At 68.9% G+C, this 17,341-nt stretch carries 16 protein-coding genes; 8 read left to right on the forward strand and 8 right to left on the reverse strand.

What is annotated here, in order from left to right; genetic code table 11:
• Positions 1-4: 4 nt before the first annotated feature.
• Together LT971_RS13530 and LT971_RS13535 are read right to left on the reverse strand one after the other, a co-directional pair.
• Complete coding sequence (locus tag LT971_RS13530; protein WP_237007471.1) at positions 5-613, reverse strand: METTL5 family protein; 609 nt, start codon at positions 611-613, stop codon at positions 5-7.
• A gap of 55 nt (positions 614-668) precedes the next feature.
• Positions 669-1,055: a DUF7961 family protein gene (locus tag LT971_RS13535; RefSeq protein WP_237007472.1), complete on the reverse strand. Its 387-nt coding sequence runs from the start codon at positions 1,053-1,055 to the stop codon at positions 669-671.
• A 116-nt stretch (positions 1,056-1,171) separates the two neighbouring features.
• Here LT971_RS13535 and LT971_RS13540 point away from each other — a divergent pair, with 116 nt between their 5' ends.
• A complete protein-coding gene (locus LT971_RS13540) occupies positions 1,172-3,382 on the forward strand; it encodes a PAS domain S-box protein (RefSeq protein ID WP_237007473.1) in 2,211 nt (736 codons plus the stop codon).
• A gap of 35 nt (positions 3,383-3,417) precedes the next feature.
• Here LT971_RS13540 and dph2 read toward each other — a convergent pair whose 3' ends face one another.
• A complete protein-coding gene (gene dph2 / locus LT971_RS13545) occupies positions 3,418-4,452 on the reverse strand; it encodes a diphthamide biosynthesis enzyme Dph2 (protein ID WP_237007474.1) in 1,035 nt (344 codons plus the stop codon).
• Between the two features lie 107 nt (positions 4,453-4,559).
• Between dph2 and LT971_RS13550 the strand changes: the two genes are divergently transcribed.
• Complete coding sequence (locus LT971_RS13550) at positions 4,560-4,958, forward strand: YlbF/YmcA family competence regulator (protein WP_237007475.1); 399 nt, start codon at positions 4,560-4,562, stop codon at positions 4,956-4,958.
• Between the two features lie 32 nt (positions 4,959-4,990).
• On the opposite strand, the gene LT971_RS13555 is transcribed toward LT971_RS13550, so the two are convergent.
• Complete coding sequence (locus LT971_RS13555) at positions 4,991-5,638, reverse strand: helix-turn-helix domain-containing protein (protein ID WP_237007476.1); 648 nt, start codon at positions 5,636-5,638, stop codon at positions 4,991-4,993.
• Between the two features lie 82 nt (positions 5,639-5,720).
• Between LT971_RS13555 and LT971_RS13560 the strand changes: the two genes are divergently transcribed.
• The 3 genes from LT971_RS13560 (at position 5,721) to LT971_RS13570 (ending at position 9,161) form a co-directional block, all read left to right on the forward strand.
• Positions 5,721-6,557: an MBL fold metallo-hydrolase gene (locus LT971_RS13560; RefSeq protein ID WP_237007477.1), complete on the forward strand. Its 837-nt coding sequence runs from the start codon at positions 5,721-5,723 to the stop codon at positions 6,555-6,557.
• 106 nt (positions 6,558-6,663) lie between these two features.
• Complete coding sequence (locus tag LT971_RS13565) at positions 6,664-8,193, forward strand: hypothetical protein (protein ID WP_237007478.1); 1,530 nt, start codon at positions 6,664-6,666, stop codon at positions 8,191-8,193.
• Positions 8,194-8,240: 47 nt separating this feature from the next.
• Entirely contained in the window at positions 8,241-9,161 is a 921-nt protein-coding gene (locus LT971_RS13570; protein WP_237007479.1) for a phosphoribosyltransferase HisG-related protein, read from the forward strand.
• 54 nt (positions 9,162-9,215) lie between these two features.
• Here the strand turns inward: LT971_RS13570 and LT971_RS13575 are convergent, their stop codons facing one another.
• Entirely contained in the window at positions 9,216-10,670 is a 1,455-nt protein-coding gene (locus tag LT971_RS13575) for an HTTM domain-containing protein (protein WP_237007480.1), read from the reverse strand.
• Between the two features lie 108 nt (positions 10,671-10,778).
• On the opposite strand from LT971_RS13575, the gene LT971_RS13580 reads away from it, so the two are divergent.
• The gene (locus LT971_RS13580; RefSeq protein ID WP_237007481.1) at positions 10,779-11,588 is read left to right on the forward strand and encodes a class I SAM-dependent methyltransferase; all 810 of its coding nucleotides are present in this window, start codon (positions 10,779-10,781) and stop codon (positions 11,586-11,588) included.
• A gap of 147 nt (positions 11,589-11,735) precedes the next feature.
• Here LT971_RS13580 and LT971_RS13585 read toward each other — a convergent pair whose 3' ends face one another.
• Together LT971_RS13585 and LT971_RS13590 are read right to left on the reverse strand one after the other, a co-directional pair.
• Positions 11,736-12,788 (reverse strand): tyrosine-type recombinase/integrase, encoded by a 1,053-nt coding sequence (locus LT971_RS13585; RefSeq protein WP_237007482.1) that lies wholly within the window; start codon positions 12,786-12,788, stop codon positions 11,736-11,738.
• The gene (locus tag LT971_RS13590) at positions 12,785-13,162 is read right to left on the reverse strand and encodes a DUF5805 domain-containing protein (protein ID WP_237007483.1); all 378 of its coding nucleotides are present in this window, start codon (positions 13,160-13,162) and stop codon (positions 12,785-12,787) included. The genes LT971_RS13585 and LT971_RS13590 overlap by 4 nt, the downstream gene beginning before the upstream one ends.
• Positions 13,163-14,337: 1,175 nt before the next feature.
• On the opposite strand from LT971_RS13590, the gene LT971_RS13595 reads away from it, so the two are divergent.
• A complete protein-coding gene (locus LT971_RS13595) occupies positions 14,338-15,045 on the forward strand; it encodes a DUF502 domain-containing protein (protein WP_237007484.1) in 708 nt (235 codons plus the stop codon).
• On the opposite strand, the gene lipP1 is transcribed toward LT971_RS13595, so the two are convergent.
• Positions 15,046-15,975, reverse strand: coding sequence for a LipP1 family hormone-sensitive lipase (gene lipP1 / locus LT971_RS13600; protein ID WP_237007485.1), 930 nt, complete (start codon positions 15,973-15,975; stop codon positions 15,046-15,048).
• An 81-nt stretch (positions 15,976-16,056) separates the two neighbouring features.
• On the opposite strand from lipP1, the gene kynU reads away from it, so the two are divergent.
• Positions 16,057-17,328, forward strand: a complete 1,272-nt coding sequence (gene kynU, locus LT971_RS13605) for a kynureninase (protein WP_237007486.1) — start codon at positions 16,057-16,059, stop codon at positions 17,326-17,328.
• The last annotated feature ends 13 nt before the right edge of the window (positions 17,329-17,341 follow it).

The following is a 17,341-nucleotide window of genomic DNA, read 5'->3' on the forward strand; positions in this document are numbered from 1 at the left end:
CGCGCTACCACTCGATTCGGAACACTTCCACGTCGAGGACGGCGCGCTCGCTGGTGTGGAAGTCGAACTGGGCGTCGACAGGGAACTCGGCGGCGAACGCGTGCGTGACCGCGCCACCACGGTCGCCGGCGAACGACTCCACGAACGCCTTGCTGCCGGCGTTGTGGACCGAGTACGAGATCGAGGCGACCTCGGCGGTGGTCTCGAGGAAGGCCCGGTCGGCGTGTTCGTTGCCGCGCTGCGCGCCGAACGGCGGGTTCATCACGACGGTGTCGACCGCCGCCAGTGGCGGCCGTCTGGCGTCGGCCAGCAGCCAGTCGACGCCGACGCCGGGCTCGACTCGCGTCTCGTTCTCGCGGCCGACGGCGACCGCGTCCGGGTCGCGTTCGAGCGCGAGGACGCGGTCGGGGTCGCGGGTCGCGGCGGCGAGCGCGAGCATCCCCGTCCCGGCGCCGAGGTCGGCGACAGTCCGGCCCGCGAGGTCGTCCTGCAGGTCGGCGAGCGCGACGAGCTGGGCGGCGAGCTCGGTCGGCGTCGCGTACTGCTCGAGGGCCGGCTCCGGCTCCCGGAACCCCTCGACTGCGGCGAGCCGTCTGGCGAGCGCGCGCTTCACGACCGAGTCGACGTGACGGGCGGCGAAGAATCCTGCGTCCGCAGTCGCCGGTCAGTCAGTCCAGGTCGAGGCCTCGGACGTCGAGTGTGACGCCGTCGCGGCGGGCGCGCTCCTCGACGGCCGAGAGCGCGGGGCGGGCCTTCTCCGGGGCGGTGACGTCGCAGACGTCGACGGTGAGATGGTTGGCCCCGAGGAAGGCGGCGGCGTCGACGAGGTCACGGAGGCGGTCGGCCTCGCGCTGGGTGGCCAGCGAGCAGTCCTCGCCGAAGCAGGCCTCAGTGGTGACCTCGGCGGGGACGCAGCCCTCGCTTGCGAGGTCGTCGGCGAGGCGCCGGAGGTCGTCGTGGGCGGCGTCCGCGATGGTGTCTGCGTCGACGGCGACGGGCGTCTGGTCGGTCGGACGACAGCCTTCGATGGTGCCGGTGGCGGGGGTCGTGCTCATCTTGCTCATGCATACACAGTAGAAATACAAAAACCTTTGCAGATGCACAGTGGTAATGCAAAAGTGCTGGAACGGCGACAGCTTATATGACCGCCCGGTCCGTAGCCGGCGTATCAATGTCGTCTCGTGGCCCGATGTCGGCGACTGTCGAGGGACCCGTCCGCGTGTTGCACGTCGACGACGACGAGGCGTTCCTCGACCTCGCGACCACCCACCTCGAGCGCCACGACATCGAGGTGGTGACTGCCCAGCACGCCGAAGCGGGCCTCGACGCCCTCGAGGAGAGTGACGTCGACTGCGTCGTCTCGGACTACGACATGCCGGGGATGGACGGGCTCGAGTTCCTCGAAGCCGTCCGGGAGGACCACCCCGACCTGCCGTTCGTCCTGTTCACCGGGAAGGGCGACGAGGGCGTCGCCAGCGAGGCCATCTCGGCGGGCGTCACGGACTACCTCCAGAAGGACATCGGCACCGACCAGTACGCCGTGCTCGCCAACCGCGTCCTGAACGCCGTCGACCGGGACCGCTCCAAGCGCGCGCTCGGCGAACACGACCGCCGACTCGAGACACTCCTGCGGAACCTCCCCGGGATGGTGTACCGCTGCCTGAACGACCCCGGCTGGCCGATGGAGTACGTCGACGGCGAAGTCCAGGAACTCACCGGCTACGACGCCGAGGCGTTCGAGTCCGGAAGCGTGCTCTGGGGCGAGGAAGTCATCCACCCCGACGACCGCGAGACCGCCTGGCAGACCGTCCAGGACGCACTCGGCCGCAGCGAGCCGTTCGAGCTCACGTACCGCATCGAGACCGCCGACGGCGACCTGAAACACGCCTGGGAGCGCGGCCGCGGTGTGTGGAACGACGACGGCGACCTCGAAGCCCTCGAGGGATTCATCACCGACATCACGCGGCGGGTCGAACACCGGCAGAAACTCGAACGCCAGCACGCCCGTCTCGAGGCGATGATCGAGCAGTCCCCGGACATGATCAACGTCCACGACGAGGACGGCGCCATCGTCGAGGCGAACCGGCGGTTCTGCGAGGAACTCGGGTACACCGAAGAGGAGGCGCTCGAGATGAACGTCTGGGACGTCGACGCAGACGCCGACCCGGAGGACATCGCCGCGATGCGCGACGAGACCGGCGACGACGACCTCCGCCGCATCGAGGCCACCTACGAGCGCTCCGACGGGTCGACGTTCCCGGCGGAGGCACACCTCACCCGCCTCGACACCGCCGGCGACTGGGAGTTCCTCGTGTTCAGCCGGAACGTCTCCGACCGCGTGGAACGCGACCGCGAGCTCGCGCGCCTCAGGGAAGGCTACGAGACCGTCTTCGAGCACGCGCAGGACGCCCTGTTCCTGCTCGAGGTCGAGGCCGACGACGGCGAGGGCGGGTCGCCGTCGTTCGTCTTCGAATCCGCGAACCCCGCCCAGGAGGAGTTGACCGGCGTCTCCGAGGCGGAACTCCGCGGGAAGACGCCATCGGAGGCGTTCGACGACGCCACTGCTGGCGCCGTCGAGAGCCTGTTCGGGTCGATTCTGGAGACACAGGAGACGGCGACGTTCGAGACGGAGCTGTCGTTCCCAGCAGGGGACGCGGTCGTCAACGCCAGCGTCTCACCGGTGGTCGTCGACGGCGAGGTCACACAGCTGGTCGGTGTCGCCCGGGACACCACCGAACGCAAGCGCCGCGAGCGCGAACTCCGCCGCGAGCGCGACCGCCTCGAGGAGTTCGCGAGCATCGTCAGCCACGACCTCCGGAACCCCCTGAACGTCGCGGAGGGGTACCTCGAGATGGCCCGCGAGGCCGACGACCCGGGCAAACTCGGGAAGGTCGCCGACGCACACGACCGGATGCGGACGCTCATCGAGGACATCCTCACACTCGCACGCGAGGGCTCGACAGTCACCGACTTCGAGGCGGTCGACCTGGCGGACGTGGCGACCGACTGCTGGGAGCCCGTCGACGCCACCCGGGCCACACTACGCGTCGAGACGTCCCGGACGGTGCTCGCCGACCGGGCGCGCCTCCTGCAGGTCCTCGAGAACCTCTACCGGAATGCGGTTGAGCACGCCGGCCCGGACGTCACCGTCACCGTCGGCGACCTCGATGACGGGTTCTACGTCGCCGACGACGGCCCCGGGATTCCCGGCGACCAGCGCGAGGAGATATTCGAGTCCGGGTACACGACCAGCCGCGACGGCACGGGCTTCGGGCTCACCATCGTCTCGGAGATCGTGGCCGCCCACGGCTGGACAGTCGAGGTGGTCGAGAGCGAGACCGGCGGCGCGCGCTTCGAGGTCCGCGGCGTCGAGTTCGCGTGAGCCGAGACGGCCGTGCCCGGGAACCGGCGGGGCGGCTACCAGGTGCCGTGGAAGGTGTCGAAGGAGAGCTCGTCCAGTGGCTTGTTCCCGACCGCAATCTCGTACTCGCCGGGCGTCAACATCGGCTTGTGGAACTGCGGGCCGTCGTCGGTCGTGATGCGCGGACAGCCAGTGTTCACGAACGCGTCCATGTCGAAGTTCATCAGCCGGTCCGGCGTCACCTCGTCCATCGTGATGAGGTAGGCGTTCTCGTTGTTCTCCACGATCTCCTCGGCCTGGTCGAAACGCCCCTGACCGATCTTCGTGCAGAAGATGACGCCCCACTTCTCTGCGTCCATCGCCTTGTGCACTGACGCGTACCGCTCCTTGAGGAACTGTTCGGCGTCCGCGACCGAGACGGCGTTGTTCACCGGGTCGGCGATGACGACGTGCTTGTCCGGGTGCTCCATCGCGAGCCCGAGCGGGTGGAACTTCCCGCCGCCGACGTACAGCACCTGGTCGGCGTCGATGTCCGCGCTGGCGTAGTTGCAGCCCAGTACCTGCCCCTCGTTCGTCAGCCGGTCGTCGCCCCGGCGCGTGTGCACGGTGAAGCCACGCTCTTCCAGCCACGTGCGCATCCCCTCGAACTGGTTCATGTGCTGGGCGGTGGTCACCAGCCCCACGTCGTCCTCGTCGAGTTCGTCGAGCGCCTCCTCCATGATGGGCTCGACGTCGACGTTCGAGAACAGCGGGACGTAGATGATGGAGTCGGACTCCTTCATCGGCGAGTGGCCGAAGTGCACGAACACGTCGGTGCGCCGCATCAGGTACGTGTCGAGGTCGCAGGCGCCGTAACACGGCTGCCCCGACAGCAGGATGCGGACGTCGTCCAGTCGTTCCCGCAGGTCGTCGGCGACAGCCGGGCCGCGGCGCTTCAGTCCCTCGGGGAACTGCAGGCCGACCTTGTCGGCGTCCTGTGCTTCCACCTCGTCGACGATGCGGTCGAGCTCGTAGTCCCAGGTGCGGTCGTGGCGCAGCGACAGCCCCGTGTTCCGGAGGTCTCCGGCCGAACGGGTCTCCTCGTTGCTCATTGGTCCCGTGTAGTCAATTCGCGCGTTTAACCCCGGCGGTTCCCCCACGAGCGGCGCCTATCGGGGGTTCCGGCAGCTTGAAACGACCGCAGCGCCAACCCCGGAGCATGAGCGTCGACACCGACCCGGCGGCTCCGAGCGAGGACCACGCCGCGGACGACCTCGCGCGCCAGCTCGGCGAAGCCATCACGGACCTGCCGGAGTACCAGCGGTTCGTGGAGAGCAAGCAGGCCGTCGAGGACAGCGACGAGGTCCAGAGCCGCATCGACGAGTTCGAGGAGCTCCGCCAGGAGTTCATGCTCGCCCGGCAGTCGGGGGACGCCGGCGAGGAGGACGTCCGGCGCGTGCAGGAGGCCCAGCAGCGACTCCACGAGCACCCGGTGATGGCGGAGTACCTCGACGCACAGGACGCCCTCGAGGCGCGTTTCGAGGGACTGAACGACCTGATCAGCGAGCCGCTGGACGTCGACTTCGTGGGCGAGTCCGGCGCCTGCTGTCAGGACTAGGTGTTTTCTCCCGGTCGGTTTCGGAGCAGCCGTCAGCCGTTGCCGTCCACAGCGTCCAGTGCCAGGTTCTTCGTGGCGCGGCGCAGCCGCTCGCTCGCCGACTGCTCGCTGACGTCGAGCTCGTCGGCGACGGCCGACAGCGGGGCCGACCTCGGGACGTCGAGGTAGCCGGCCTCCAGCGCCACACTCAGCGCCTCGGTCTGGGCGTCAGTGAGTGGTTCCGGTTCCGAGCCGCCCGATTCTCCGTAGATGCTCTGTAGTTCGAAGTCGACGTCCTCGCGCTCGCAGACGCCCTGGAAGTCGGTCAGTGCTTTCCGGTCCGGGAAGCGGACGCGGAGGTACCACGTGCCGTCCTGGCACTCGCAGTTCAGCTGTGCCGCCCCGAGGTCCAGCCACTCGGTGTACAGCTGGACTTCTGCCTGGTCGGCGGTCCGGTAGCTGTAGAGGTGGCGGTCGGGGAGGTCGTCCAGCAGCGTCACGTCGGTCGTCGTCGGGTCCTCCCGGAACGCCGCGTCGAAAGTGTCGAGGTCGCCGCCGGCCGCCCACGCCATCGTCTTTACGTCGCCACCGTTGGCCACGTCGACAGACTCGACGTCGATTGTCACGTCGGGGACCCCGGTGGTCGCCTCGTAGAGGTTCATGCGCGGCGACGACACCGAGAACTCGACGATGACGCTCATCCATAGCCGAAAGTATCCCGTGGCTGTTAAGTCTCCCGGCCGAACCCCCGGAAGCTTAGGGTGGCCAGCCGTACCGCCGGACATGGTGCACTCCGACTGGGGCGACTGGCTGCCGTCCGCCGTCGCCGACGCCGACCCCGACGGGGTCGCGGTCTGGTACCTGGGCTGCAACGGCTTCGTACTGAAGGGCAGTGAGGGGACGACGCTGTTCGTCGACCCCTACCTCGGCACGGGCGACCCGCCCCGGACGGTCCGGATGATTCCCGTACCCTTCGACCCGCGAGACGTCACCGGGGCCGACGCCGTGTTCGCCACACACGAACACACCGACCACGTCCACGGGCCGAGTCAGGCGCCCATCCTCGCCGAGACGGGCTGTCCGCTGTACGCGCCCGACGACTCCGTCGCCGTGGCACGCGACGACGAGGAGTGGCACGACCGGTACGCCGTCGACGACGACCAGTACCGCGAGGTGGTCGAGGGCGATACCCTCGAAGTCGGCGAGTTCACCGTCCACGTCGAGGTCGCTCACGACCCCGACGCCACCCACCCCGTGTCGTACGTCTTCGAGCACGACGCCGGCACGGTGTTCCACGGCGGCGACACCAAACCGACCGACGAGTTCGAGCGTGTCGGCGACGAGTACGACGTCGACGTGGGCATCCTCGCGTTCGGCTCTGTCGGCCAGATTCCTGACAAACAGACCCGCGAACCCACGGTCAAGCGCTGGTACAACGACGAGAACCAGATTGTCGAGTGCGCGCGCGACCTGCAGGTCGACCGCCTGCTCCCCTCCCACTGGGACATGTGGAAGGGCATGACGGCGGACCCGACCGCCCTCCACGAACACGCCCGGAGCTTCGAGCATCCCGAGCGACTCGACGTCGTCGAAATCGGTGACCGCGTCGACGTCGAGTAACCGCACTCCCTCCGAGCGGCGACGGCCGCTGGAGTCGACCGCCGGGCAATTTAAGGGCTTCTCCGCGTAGGTGACTGTATGTACGACCCACGCGAGGGTGATTCCCGTGAGTGACGAGACAGTCGTCGAGACGGAGGGCGTCACCGTCAGCAAGTTCTTCAACGCCGAGGACTTCCCGGTCCCGGCCGTCGCGTTCGACGTCTCCTCCTCTCGCGACGCCGAGGTGACACTGACCATCACCGACGAGATCCCCGACGAGTTCGGCATCGACCAGATCGGGTTCCACCCCGAGTACGGCAGCGAGAACTGGACGGCGACCGGCGACGGCGTCGTGCGATTCGAGCGCGAACTCGAGGCCGGCGAGGAGTTTACGACGGTGTACGGCGTCCGGATGGAGGACGGACAGGACGAGACGCCGTTCCTCTCCGCGCCCGACGTGGACGTCGACGGGGAGCACATCGACGACGTCGTCCCGCCGGAGTCCACGGACGTCGTTCGGGAGCTCGCGGGCGGCGAACGCGACACCGTCCCCGGACTCGAGGACGACGACGAGCAGGCTGAAGAACCGGTCGAGGCCGAGGTCGAGGTCGGAGCGGGCGCGGGCGCTGGCCTCGACTCGACGGTGACCGACGACGCCGAGATTCTCGGTGACGAGGCAGGGCTCACAGACAGCGGTTCCGACGACGAGGACGAAACCGACGGCACCGACCAGCGGGACGCTGGCACCGCACTCGGCGGGGACGCGAGCGACGACGAGCAGGTGCTCGGGGAGTCCGACGCCGACCCCCTCGGCGCCGAGGAGGACGGCGACACCGAGCGGTCGAGTGCCGGCGGCTCCTTCGACAGCGTCGACCACGACGACGACGACGACGAGGACGCCGGGACTGCACTCGACGCCGACTCCCCGCTGTCGGACGATGACCCCGGGTCGGACGACGAGGCTGGCGCCGACGAGGTCACCGAGTTCGGCAGCGACGACGGCGACGACCGGGACACCGGGACGCCCGAGGCCGACCCCGCCGACGTAGCCACACCGGCCGCCGGCGCCGCCGCGCTCGACGAGACAGACGTGGCCGCAGCCCTCGCCGACGCCATCCGGAACGACGAGGTCGACGACGACGACCTCGAGACCATCCAGGACGCCATGGGCGGCGTCTCGCAGTCCACGGAAGTCGAGATCGACCACCTCCAGTCCCGCGTCTCGGAGCTCGAGGCGTACACGGACGCCCTGGAGGCGTTCATCGACGAGAACGGGCCGGCACAGGACCTGCTGGCCGACCTGGAGGACGACGTCGCTTCCCTCGAGAACGACCTCGCGGACGTCCACAACGACGTCGCGAACGTCGAGGAGTCGGTCGACGCCGCCGACGAGGACCGCGACGATCTCTGGGCGCGCGTGGACGACGTCGAGTCCAAGTTCGGGGCGGTCGACGACCTCGAGGAGTCCCTGGACCGGCTGCGGGGCGACGTCGACGCGCTCGACGAACGCCTCTCGGATACCGAGGAGGACGTCCTCGACCTCGAAGACGTGGAGGACGACGTCGACGCCCTCGAGGACGACCTCGAAGACGTCTCCGAGCACGTCGACGACATCGACGAGTGGCGCGACCAGCTCTCCGACGTCTTCGGCACGTAACCACCGGAATCACAACCGTTTTCGGCGCGCACGGGCTGTTCTCGACAATGACAGCAGTTGCGCCGGTTCGCGTCGCCGTCCCGCGGAAGGGACGGCCGCTCGAAGCCGTACTCGACCGGGTGGCGGCGCTCGCCGACGCGACCCAGGTCGCCGACGACGTCGCGTCGACGCTCCGCTACGAGAAGGCAGTCACGAAGGGCCAGCAGACCGAGGACCGCAGCGTCTACGAGCGGCTCGCGGCGTACAGCGACCCGACCGACCCGTCGAAGCCCGACTACACGCTCCTGCGGGACGCCCGCGCCGGCAAACCCCGGCGCATCGTCTTCGACTCCCTCTCGCTGTCCCTCGACGGCACCCCCGTGGAGCTTGTTGGCCGCGAGGAGCCGTTCCGGGCGCTGCGCACCCACGAGTTCGCACTCGGGTTCGACAGCGCCGACCTCGTCCTCGAGGAGGTCGTGGAACTCCGGCCGGAGCCGCTGACGTCCATCGCCGACGTGAACGAGCGCATCGACCCCGTCGACACCGACGTTCGGGTCGTCTCCGGGCTCGGGGACACCGTCTTCCACACGCTGCTGGCGACGCCCGCCAGCCGCGATGGCGTCGACGCACCCGACCTCGACCGGGCGTTCCTCGACGCCTACGAGGGAGCGGTCTGCATCAGCCCTCGATACGAGCGCCTCGTCGAAGCCGTCCTCGGGACTGACGTGACCGACGGCCTGAGGTTCACGTACCCGAGCGGCGACCACGACGAGGAGGAGGAGGGCGCAATCGCCGACACCGGCGTCGGCGTCTACCTCACGGTAACGGGGTCGACTGCCCGCGAGCACGGCCTCGACGTCGGCGAACAGCTGTTCCCCAGCGAGACCGTCCTCATGGAGAACCAGCACGAGACCGATGGCGGCGACGTCGCGGCGGTCCGGGAGGCACTCACTGCCGACCCCGCCGAGACGGCGATTCCCCCGCAGTAGCTGCTCCGGCGTTCTCACCGCGGCGGGTTCACCGACTCGGGCGGACCGCCGCCGTCAGGTCGAGCAGTTCGCGGTCGCCAGCTTTACGCGGCGGACGGGCTCGTGGCCGTCCAGTCGCGTCGGCTGTTCGACACTGTACACGGACACGTTCGTCACGGACGCGGACCGTCCGGTCGGCGAGCGGTCACAGAGGTACGTCGCGAACCCGCCGGGGACGGACTGTTCGTCGGCGCCGGCGACGTTTGTGACGTACTTCCGCCAGCGGGCAGTCGGGTACGACGCCGAGACGTCCGGTGGTTTGTCCCACGCGAAGGCGCCGCCGTGGAACGCGTCGACCCGGTCCCCGTCGGGAGTTCCTGCAGGTGCTTTCAGCCACCGGTCCGTCGACAGCGGCTCGGGTGCGAACATGCTCCAGCGGGCCTCTGGCTGCTCGCCGTCCAGCGGCCCGGCGTCGGGGACCGGCAGGAATCCCACAGACGCAGCGCTGTACGCGAGCTGTGCGACGAGGAAAGCCGCCAGTGTGACCGTGACCGCCGTCCGACCGACCTCCCGAACCCGGTCGGGGAGGGCGGGGCCAGCCACGGCCGGGAACTGCTCCCCGAGGCGAGTCAGCCAGTCTGTGCCTTCGCCGCCAGCTCGGAGTCGCTCCGTCAGGGGTGTGAGCGCGTTCCAGACGTCTGCCGGCAGGAACGGCACGAGTGCGACGACGGCGATCAGCGGGAACACTCCGAGCTGCATCGTCGCCGCCATGCCGACGTGCATAGACGCGAACGCCGCCGCGAGCAGGGCCCGGAGCCACCCCGTCGCGACGACGAGGACGGCCGAGCCGGCGAGCATCGCGAGCCAGACGCGGTCGAACGCCACCAGCAACGCGGGGAAGTCGGTGAGGACGTGGCCGAGACCGACGACGAACATCTCGAGGCTGAACACGGACCGGATGGCTTCCCCCGACAGCCAGGCCTCCCCCCGGAGCTTCAGCACGGCGTTCGTCGTGTAGATGACGACGACCTGGCAGAGGACGCCCGCCGTCGCCACCGAGACGACCCGGTCTCGACGGCTCCCGGCCCGGAGCGCGTCGACGCTCCACCGCTCGCCGAGCGGCAGGAACAGCCCCCACAGGAACAGCATCTGGAGGACGAGGTCGCCGCCGTTCAACACCAGCGGGTTCCGGACGTGCAGCGAGACCACCAGCAGCCCCGTGACCAGCGTCGCGAGCGTGCTCCGGTAGCCGACCAGTAGCGCGACCGCCGCCAGCGCCGTCAGCGCGAACAGGAACCCCTGGAACCACGCCGCCCCGGAGAGCGCGTGCAGCGATAGCGGGCCGAAGACGGGCTGCTGGGCGAACAGCACGCTCCGGGGGAGCACGCCGGCGTCAGTGTAGAACGCCGTCAGTGACCGCGACCGCAACAGCAGGTCCAGGAGGACGACGGACGCGACGCCAACGCGGAACGCCGCCAGCGACCGCACGTCGACGCCGAGTCGCGCGGTCACGGCCTCCCCGAAGTCCATACCCGAACTGGCGTCCGTCCCCCGGATAAGCGTTCCGTGGCCCGGTCGGCCCCGGCAGCAACCCCACCCACCGGTGTGCTCTTCCGCGAGGCAGTTGTCCCCCCAACAGTGACCGACTCCCAGCGGACCACCAGAGAGCAGTCCACGTACACGTGGTCGGCGGGGCGCTACCCGTCGCTGGCCCCGAACCTCCTGCCCGCAATCGCTCGCCTGGTGAGCGCGTGCGGCGTCGACCCCGGGAACCGCGTGCTCGACGTCGGCTGTGGCACCGGGAACGCCGCGCTCACGGCTCGCCGCGCCGGCGCCGACGTGACCGGCGTGGACGTCACCCGACCGATGCTCGAACTCGCCCGGAACAGCACCGAACTGGCCGGCTACGACGACGTCCACTGGGTCGCGGGCGACGCCGAAGCGCTGCCGTTCCCCGACGACGCCTTCGACGTTGTGCTGTCCAGTTTCGGCCACGTGTTCTCCCCGGCCGCCGTCGAGGCGGGCCGCGAGATGGTGCGAGTGGCCCAGCCGGGCGGCCGCGTGGCGTTCACCGCGTGGTCGCCTGACGGGCTCGTCGGCGCGCTCACCGACGTGCTCGACGACTACGTCACGCACGAGGACCACGACCCGTGGGCGCACCTCCGCTGGGGCGAGACGGACTTCGTCCGCGACCGCCTCGCCGACGCCTGCGACCTGACCTTCGAGCGCCGCATCGCCCGCTTCCGGTACGTCTCCCCCGAGCACTTCTGGCGGGACTTCGCCGAGGAAGCCGGCCCGCTGTCCCCAGCACTCCGCGCACTCGACGACCCCGCGACCCGGGCTGCGCTCCGGGACGACGCGCTCGCCACGCTCGACGAGTGGTTCGCCGACAACACGGTCAGGGTCGAGTACCTGCTCGCTCGCGGCGTCGTCGACGCCGAGCACTGATACTCACGATTCTCACTCCGCCACCGCACAGTATCGGCCGTTCAGTCCTTCTGTCGGCTCTTCTAGCCTGGCGAGCGGACACTGTCCCCAAACCCGCAGACCGAATTGTGTATAGCGGTATATGATTTACGGGTGGGCTGTGCGACGCTACGTCAGCGAGTAGACGTGGTCGAGGTAGACCTCGCGGACTCTGTCACCCCAGTTGTGGGTGTACGTGTCGATGATGTCGTCGGCGACGTCCCCGCGGAGATACTTCACGACGCCGCGGTCCCCGGTCCGGTCCCGGAGGTGGGTCGTGAAGAAGTGCCGGAAGTAGTGCGGCGTGACGTTCTCCGCTGCGTTCCCGCCCTCGCGGTACCAGCCCCGGGCCTCGGCGTGCTCGCGGACGACCCCACGCACCATCTCGGGTGTCAGCCGCTCTCCCCAGGCGTCCCGAGTGCTCACGAACAGCGGCTCGGCCGGGGACAGCGTATCCGGCCGTATTGCCAGCCAGCGGACGAGCTCCGCCTTCAGCTCGGCGTCGATGGGTACGAGCGTCCCGCGCTTGCGCTTGTTCGACGCCGTGCGCTGCTCGCCGTTGACCGTCTCGCCGCGGCTCATCGCCGGGTCGACGTACAGCGTGTCCGGGTGACCGTCGAGCTGTCCCCGGGTTCCCAGGTCGTACTCGGCCTCGACGCCGCGGGCGTCCAGGTTGACGTCCCGGAGGTCGAGGTTGCAGAGTTCGCCGACACGCAGCCCGGTCTTCAGTAAACCGACGATCACTGTACGCTCCAGTGGGTGGTCGACGTCGGCGACGAACCCACGCATGGCGTCGACGGAGACCTCCCGCCGCGTCGGGTTCGTGTCGATGGCTTCGTCCATCTCCTGGGTGACCAGCGCCATCGGATTTCCGTCGACGACGCCGACCTGACTCATGTAACTGTAGAACCGGTTCAGGTACGAGGCGTACGTCGCGACCGTGCTCTCGGCGTGGTCGCCCCGGAGGTCGTGGACCCACGCCAGGCAGTCCCGGCGGTCGGCGTCAGCCGGGCGTGTATCGAACGCCTCGAGGAACGTCTCGAACTCCCGGAGCACGCGCTCGTAGGCGTCCCGGGTACGTTCGGACTTCCCGTGGTAGGCCATGTCCTCCACGAAGTACCCGACCGGGTCCTCGACGTCCTCGCCGTCGCCCTCGTGGGAGCCACGGGCTGGCTCGCTCATTGGTCGTCCTGCCGCACGTAGCCCTCGCGGCGCGGGTCGAACCGGATGGCGCCGGACTCCGACAGCGACTGCACCGCGTCGTCGAGGCGATCTTCGAAGTCCCCGGAGAGCTCCGCGACCAGTTCGTCCCACGACACGACACTCGCCGAATCCACCACCGAGAGCACCCGGTCTTCGAGGCCGCTACCCCCGGGGGTAGCGTCCCCAGAACCACCTTCCTCCGGGTCGCCGAGGAACCCCCTGCGACCGGCCTGTACCATCGTCCGCAGGAACTCGCTCTGAGTCATGTCCAGTTCCTCGGCGTGCTCGCGCCACGTGGCTTTTTGCTCCGACGGCACGTACGTTTTCACGACGACTCGGTCCTCGTCGGCCATACCCGGGACGACTCACCGCTTCGCCTTCAATGTTCTCCATACCGAGATAAGGATGTTTATCGATTTCACTAGCACCAACATACGCCGCACTGCAGTACCAAGCAAATTGATTTACGGCTACAGCGTACCACAGAGACAGATAACAAATTGGAGAGAAAGTGCTAGATTCACCGATATAACTTTGCGACTTCGTGGGGTCGTCTCGGTGGGACAGCCCGGGCGCGACCTCAGTCGACCCCGGAAGCCTTCGATCTGAGTCGAAGTCTCTCCGCAGACGCGTCGGGAAGCCACGAAGGTAACGACGCTCGGGACCGTGAGCCTCCGGCAAGTGACTGACGCTGGCAGTCGTCGCGGGCCGTCGCTGACAGGGCTCGGGAGACTTCGCTGGACAATCGGCAAGCCTCGTTGCACGCCAGTCACCTCACGGAACGTCCACGCATGGATGTCGGGTCCAGCCGGTGAAGGGAAAGACCGTATCGGTGAACCAGACACAGCTGTATCGAAGCGCTGTCACCACCGTATCGAGCTACTCGACGATGCCGGCAGCTGTTCAGACCGCTGAGTCGCCGACACAGTTACACCGAGTGGAAACGTCGGCTAGGCGACCCAGCGAACACTCTAACGGGCCGAGCAGCCGCGTTCGACGCTGTCTCGGGCTCGTACGCCAGCAACACGAACAAACACCGTAACGGAACCGGGAGCGCCGCCCGACGCCGCCTCACGAATGGGTACAGGACTACTCGATGTATCGAACAACCACGAACGTCTGGTTGGGCGACTGGCTCCAAGAGCACGAACAGGTGTGGGTCGGGTACGGAACGCGTCGAGCCCGGGGCTTCCGACGAGTGTCTGTCGTCGAGCGGCGGGGCGATTCGGGGTGTTGGCCTTGGCCCCGATTTTGCCCGATCGGCGACTGCTACCTCAGCCCACAAGTATTCGTCTGGCTACAATACGCCATATATCGTGGATGTAAACTCCATTTTGCTATATCGAACTGTTGGTTCCAACTCACCACGGCGACCCCTCGGAATCGGGACAGTTGGGAGCCACTCCTCTTGAGTGGTGGGCTCTGGGCGTCGCTCGCGGCGGAATCGGAGACCGGCCGCTGCGCACGGCCGTTGGCAGACCGCAGCTCGGGATTGGGTTTTTTCGCGCTCCGCGCCCCGGGTACCCGCATGCGAATCAAGACGACACTGAAGAGCAACTTCGTCGCGGGGTTGATTCTCGTCGCTCCGCTCGTCGTGACGCTGTTCGTGTTGCGGACGATCACTGGGTGGATAAGCGGCACACTGACGCCAGTCATCACCGGGACGCGCCTCGAGACGTTCACGGCGAACAACGTCTTCCTCGCGCAGGTCCTGTTGCTGGTGGTGCTGGTCGCTGCCGTCGTCGCCGTCGGATCTCTCGCGCAGCGGAGCGTCGGCCGCCGCGTCTTCGGGAAGACCGCCCGCGTGGTCGACTTCCTGCCCGTCTTCCGGACCATCTACGGGACGGTCCGCGGCATGGCGACGTCCGTGACTTCGCGGGGGTCGGACTTCGAGTCGGTCGTGTACGTCGAGTACCCGACGAAGGGCGTCTACCGCCTCGGACTGGTGACCGGCGAGAGCCCCAGCGACCTCGAGTCCGTCGCGGGCGAACCGGCGTACAACGTCTTCTTCCCGGGGAGCCCGAACCCCACACAGGGGGCGCTGAACCTCATCCCCGAGAGCGAGCTCCACGAGTCCGACATGAGCGTGCGTGCGGCCATCCGGTTCCTGATGACGACCGGGATGGACGGTAAGAAGACGCCCATCGAGTTCGACGAGGAGGAGATGCACGTGCCGCCCGGCGCTCCCGGGGACGGGCGACCGGACGCGGCCGACCGCGGCGAGTCCTCGAACTAACTACTCGAGTGCTCCCCGGAGGTCGGCCGCGACGTCGTCCATCGCGCTGTCGGCGCGGTCGACGTCGTCGGTGAGACTGAGGAACCCGTGGGCCATCGTCGGGTAGTGTCTGTGAGTCGCCGGCGTCCCGTCTGCCGTCAGCGCTGCTGCGTACGCCCGGCCCTCGTCGCGCAGCGGGTCGTGGCCGGCCGTGACCACTGTCGCCGGTGGGAGGTCGCCGTGGTCGGGTGCCCGGAGCACGCCCGCGTAGGGGTTGGCGGCGTCGACTGGGCTCCGGCAGTAGTTCGCCCAGAACCACTCGACGTCCCGTTCGGTCAGCAGCGGGCCGTCGCCGTGTTCGTCGTAGGACTGCCGGTCGGTGTCCGGGTCCGTCATCGGGTAGAAGAGGGCCTGGTGGGCGACGTCGGGGCCGTCGTGGTCGCGGGCCCTGAGTGCGACGCTCGCCGCGAGGTTGCCGCCCGCGCTCGTCCCCGCGACGGTGAGACGGTTCGGGTCGCCGCCGAACGCGTCCCCGGTGTCGGCGGCCCACTTCAGCGCAGCCCAGGCATCGTCGTGGGGCGCCGGGAACGGGTGTTCCGGTGCCAGCCGGTAGTCGACGGACGCGACGACGCAGTCTGCGCGCGCGGCGAGCTCCCGGCAGATGTCGCCCGCGGAGTCGAGTGTGCCGAGCGTCCAGCCGCCGCCGTGGTAGAACACGACGAGTGGGGCGGGCTGTGGCGGGTCGTCGTGGTAGACTCGCACCGGGACCTCGCCCCGTGGCCCCTCGAAGGCGAGGTCGCGCACGAACGCCACCTCTCGGGGGTCGTCGGACGCGAACACGCGGTCCTCGACCGCCCGGGCGTTCGGAACGGACAGCTTGTGCCAGGCGGGGACGCCGGCCGACTGGACGTCGCCGACGACGGCCGCGAGCTCGGGGTCGAGGTCGGTCATTCGGTGGGTGTTGCACCTCGGCTCCCGTGAACGTTCTGGCGTGGCACTACGCTTATCGGGGTGACACGCCACGACCCGGACATGGACGACTTCGACGGGTCGCAGTCCGCCGCGCGGATGCGGGACGCGGAGGCGGCGCTGACCGGCCTCCGGGAGCGCTTCGAGACGCCCGGGGACGCCATCTACCTCGACGGTAACAGCCTCGGGCTGTACGGCGAGGACGCGGCCGAGACGCTGCAGCGAGCGGTCGACCAGTGGCGCGACCTCGGCATCGAGGCGTGGACGGAGGCGGACCCGCCGTGGTTCGACTACGGCGAACTGCTGGGCGACCGGCTCGCGGGGATTCTCGGCGCGAAGCCCGCCGAGTGCGTCGCGGCGAACTCCACGACGGTGAACATCCACACGCTCGTCGGGGGCTTCCTCGACGCCGCCGACGGCACCGAGGTGGTCGTGAACGAACTGGACTTTCCGACCGACCACTACGCCATCCGGTCCCAGTTGCGGGCTCGCGGGCTCGACCCCGACGACCACCTCGTGGTCGCCGAGAGCGAGGACGGCCGCACCATCACGCCCGACGCCGTCGAGGCGGCGGTCAGCGAGGAGACGGCCGTCGTGTTCATGCCCTCGGTGCTCTACCGGAGCGGCCAGCTGCTCGACGTCGACGCCATCACCGACGTCGCTCACGAACACGGCGCGTACGCGGGGTTCGACCTCGCACACTCCGTCGGCGCCGTCGACCACGACCTCCACCGGGCGGGCGTCGACTTCGCCGTCTGGTGTAGCTACAAGTACCTGAACGCCGGCCCGGGGGCAGTCGGTGGGCTGTTCGTCCACGAGGAGAACTTCGACGTCGACCCCCATCTGGCGGGCTGGTGGGGCAACGAGGACGACACCCAGTTCGAGATGCGCCACGAGTTCCGGCCCGCCGAGGGGGCCGCCGGCTGGCAGATCGGGACGGTGAACGTCTTCTCGGCGGCGCCGCTGTTCGGCGCGCTCGACGTCGTGGAGGCGGCCGGCATCGACGAGATACGGTCGCACTCGGTGTCCCTGACGTGGTACCTCGTCGGGCTCGTGGACGAGCGGCTGCCGGAGTGTTCGGTCGGAACGCCCCGGGAGGCGGAGCGACGCGGCGGCCACGTCGCCATCGAACACCCCGAAGCGGGCGCCGTGAGTCGCGCGCTCCGGGACCGCGGTGTGGTCGTCGACTACCGGCCGCCGAACGTCGTGCGGCTGGCGCCGTCGCCGTACTACGTCGGCCACGAGGACGTCTGGCTCGCCGTCGACGAACTCCGCGCGATTCTCGACGAGGACGCCCACGAACAGTACCGGACGGGCGAAGAGACGGTGACCTGAGGCGACTCGGACG

This window comes from Halobacterium rubrum, assembly GCF_021729015.1.
Taxonomy (GTDB): Archaea; Halobacteriota; Halobacteria; order Halobacteriales; family Halobacteriaceae; genus Halobacterium; species Halobacterium rubrum.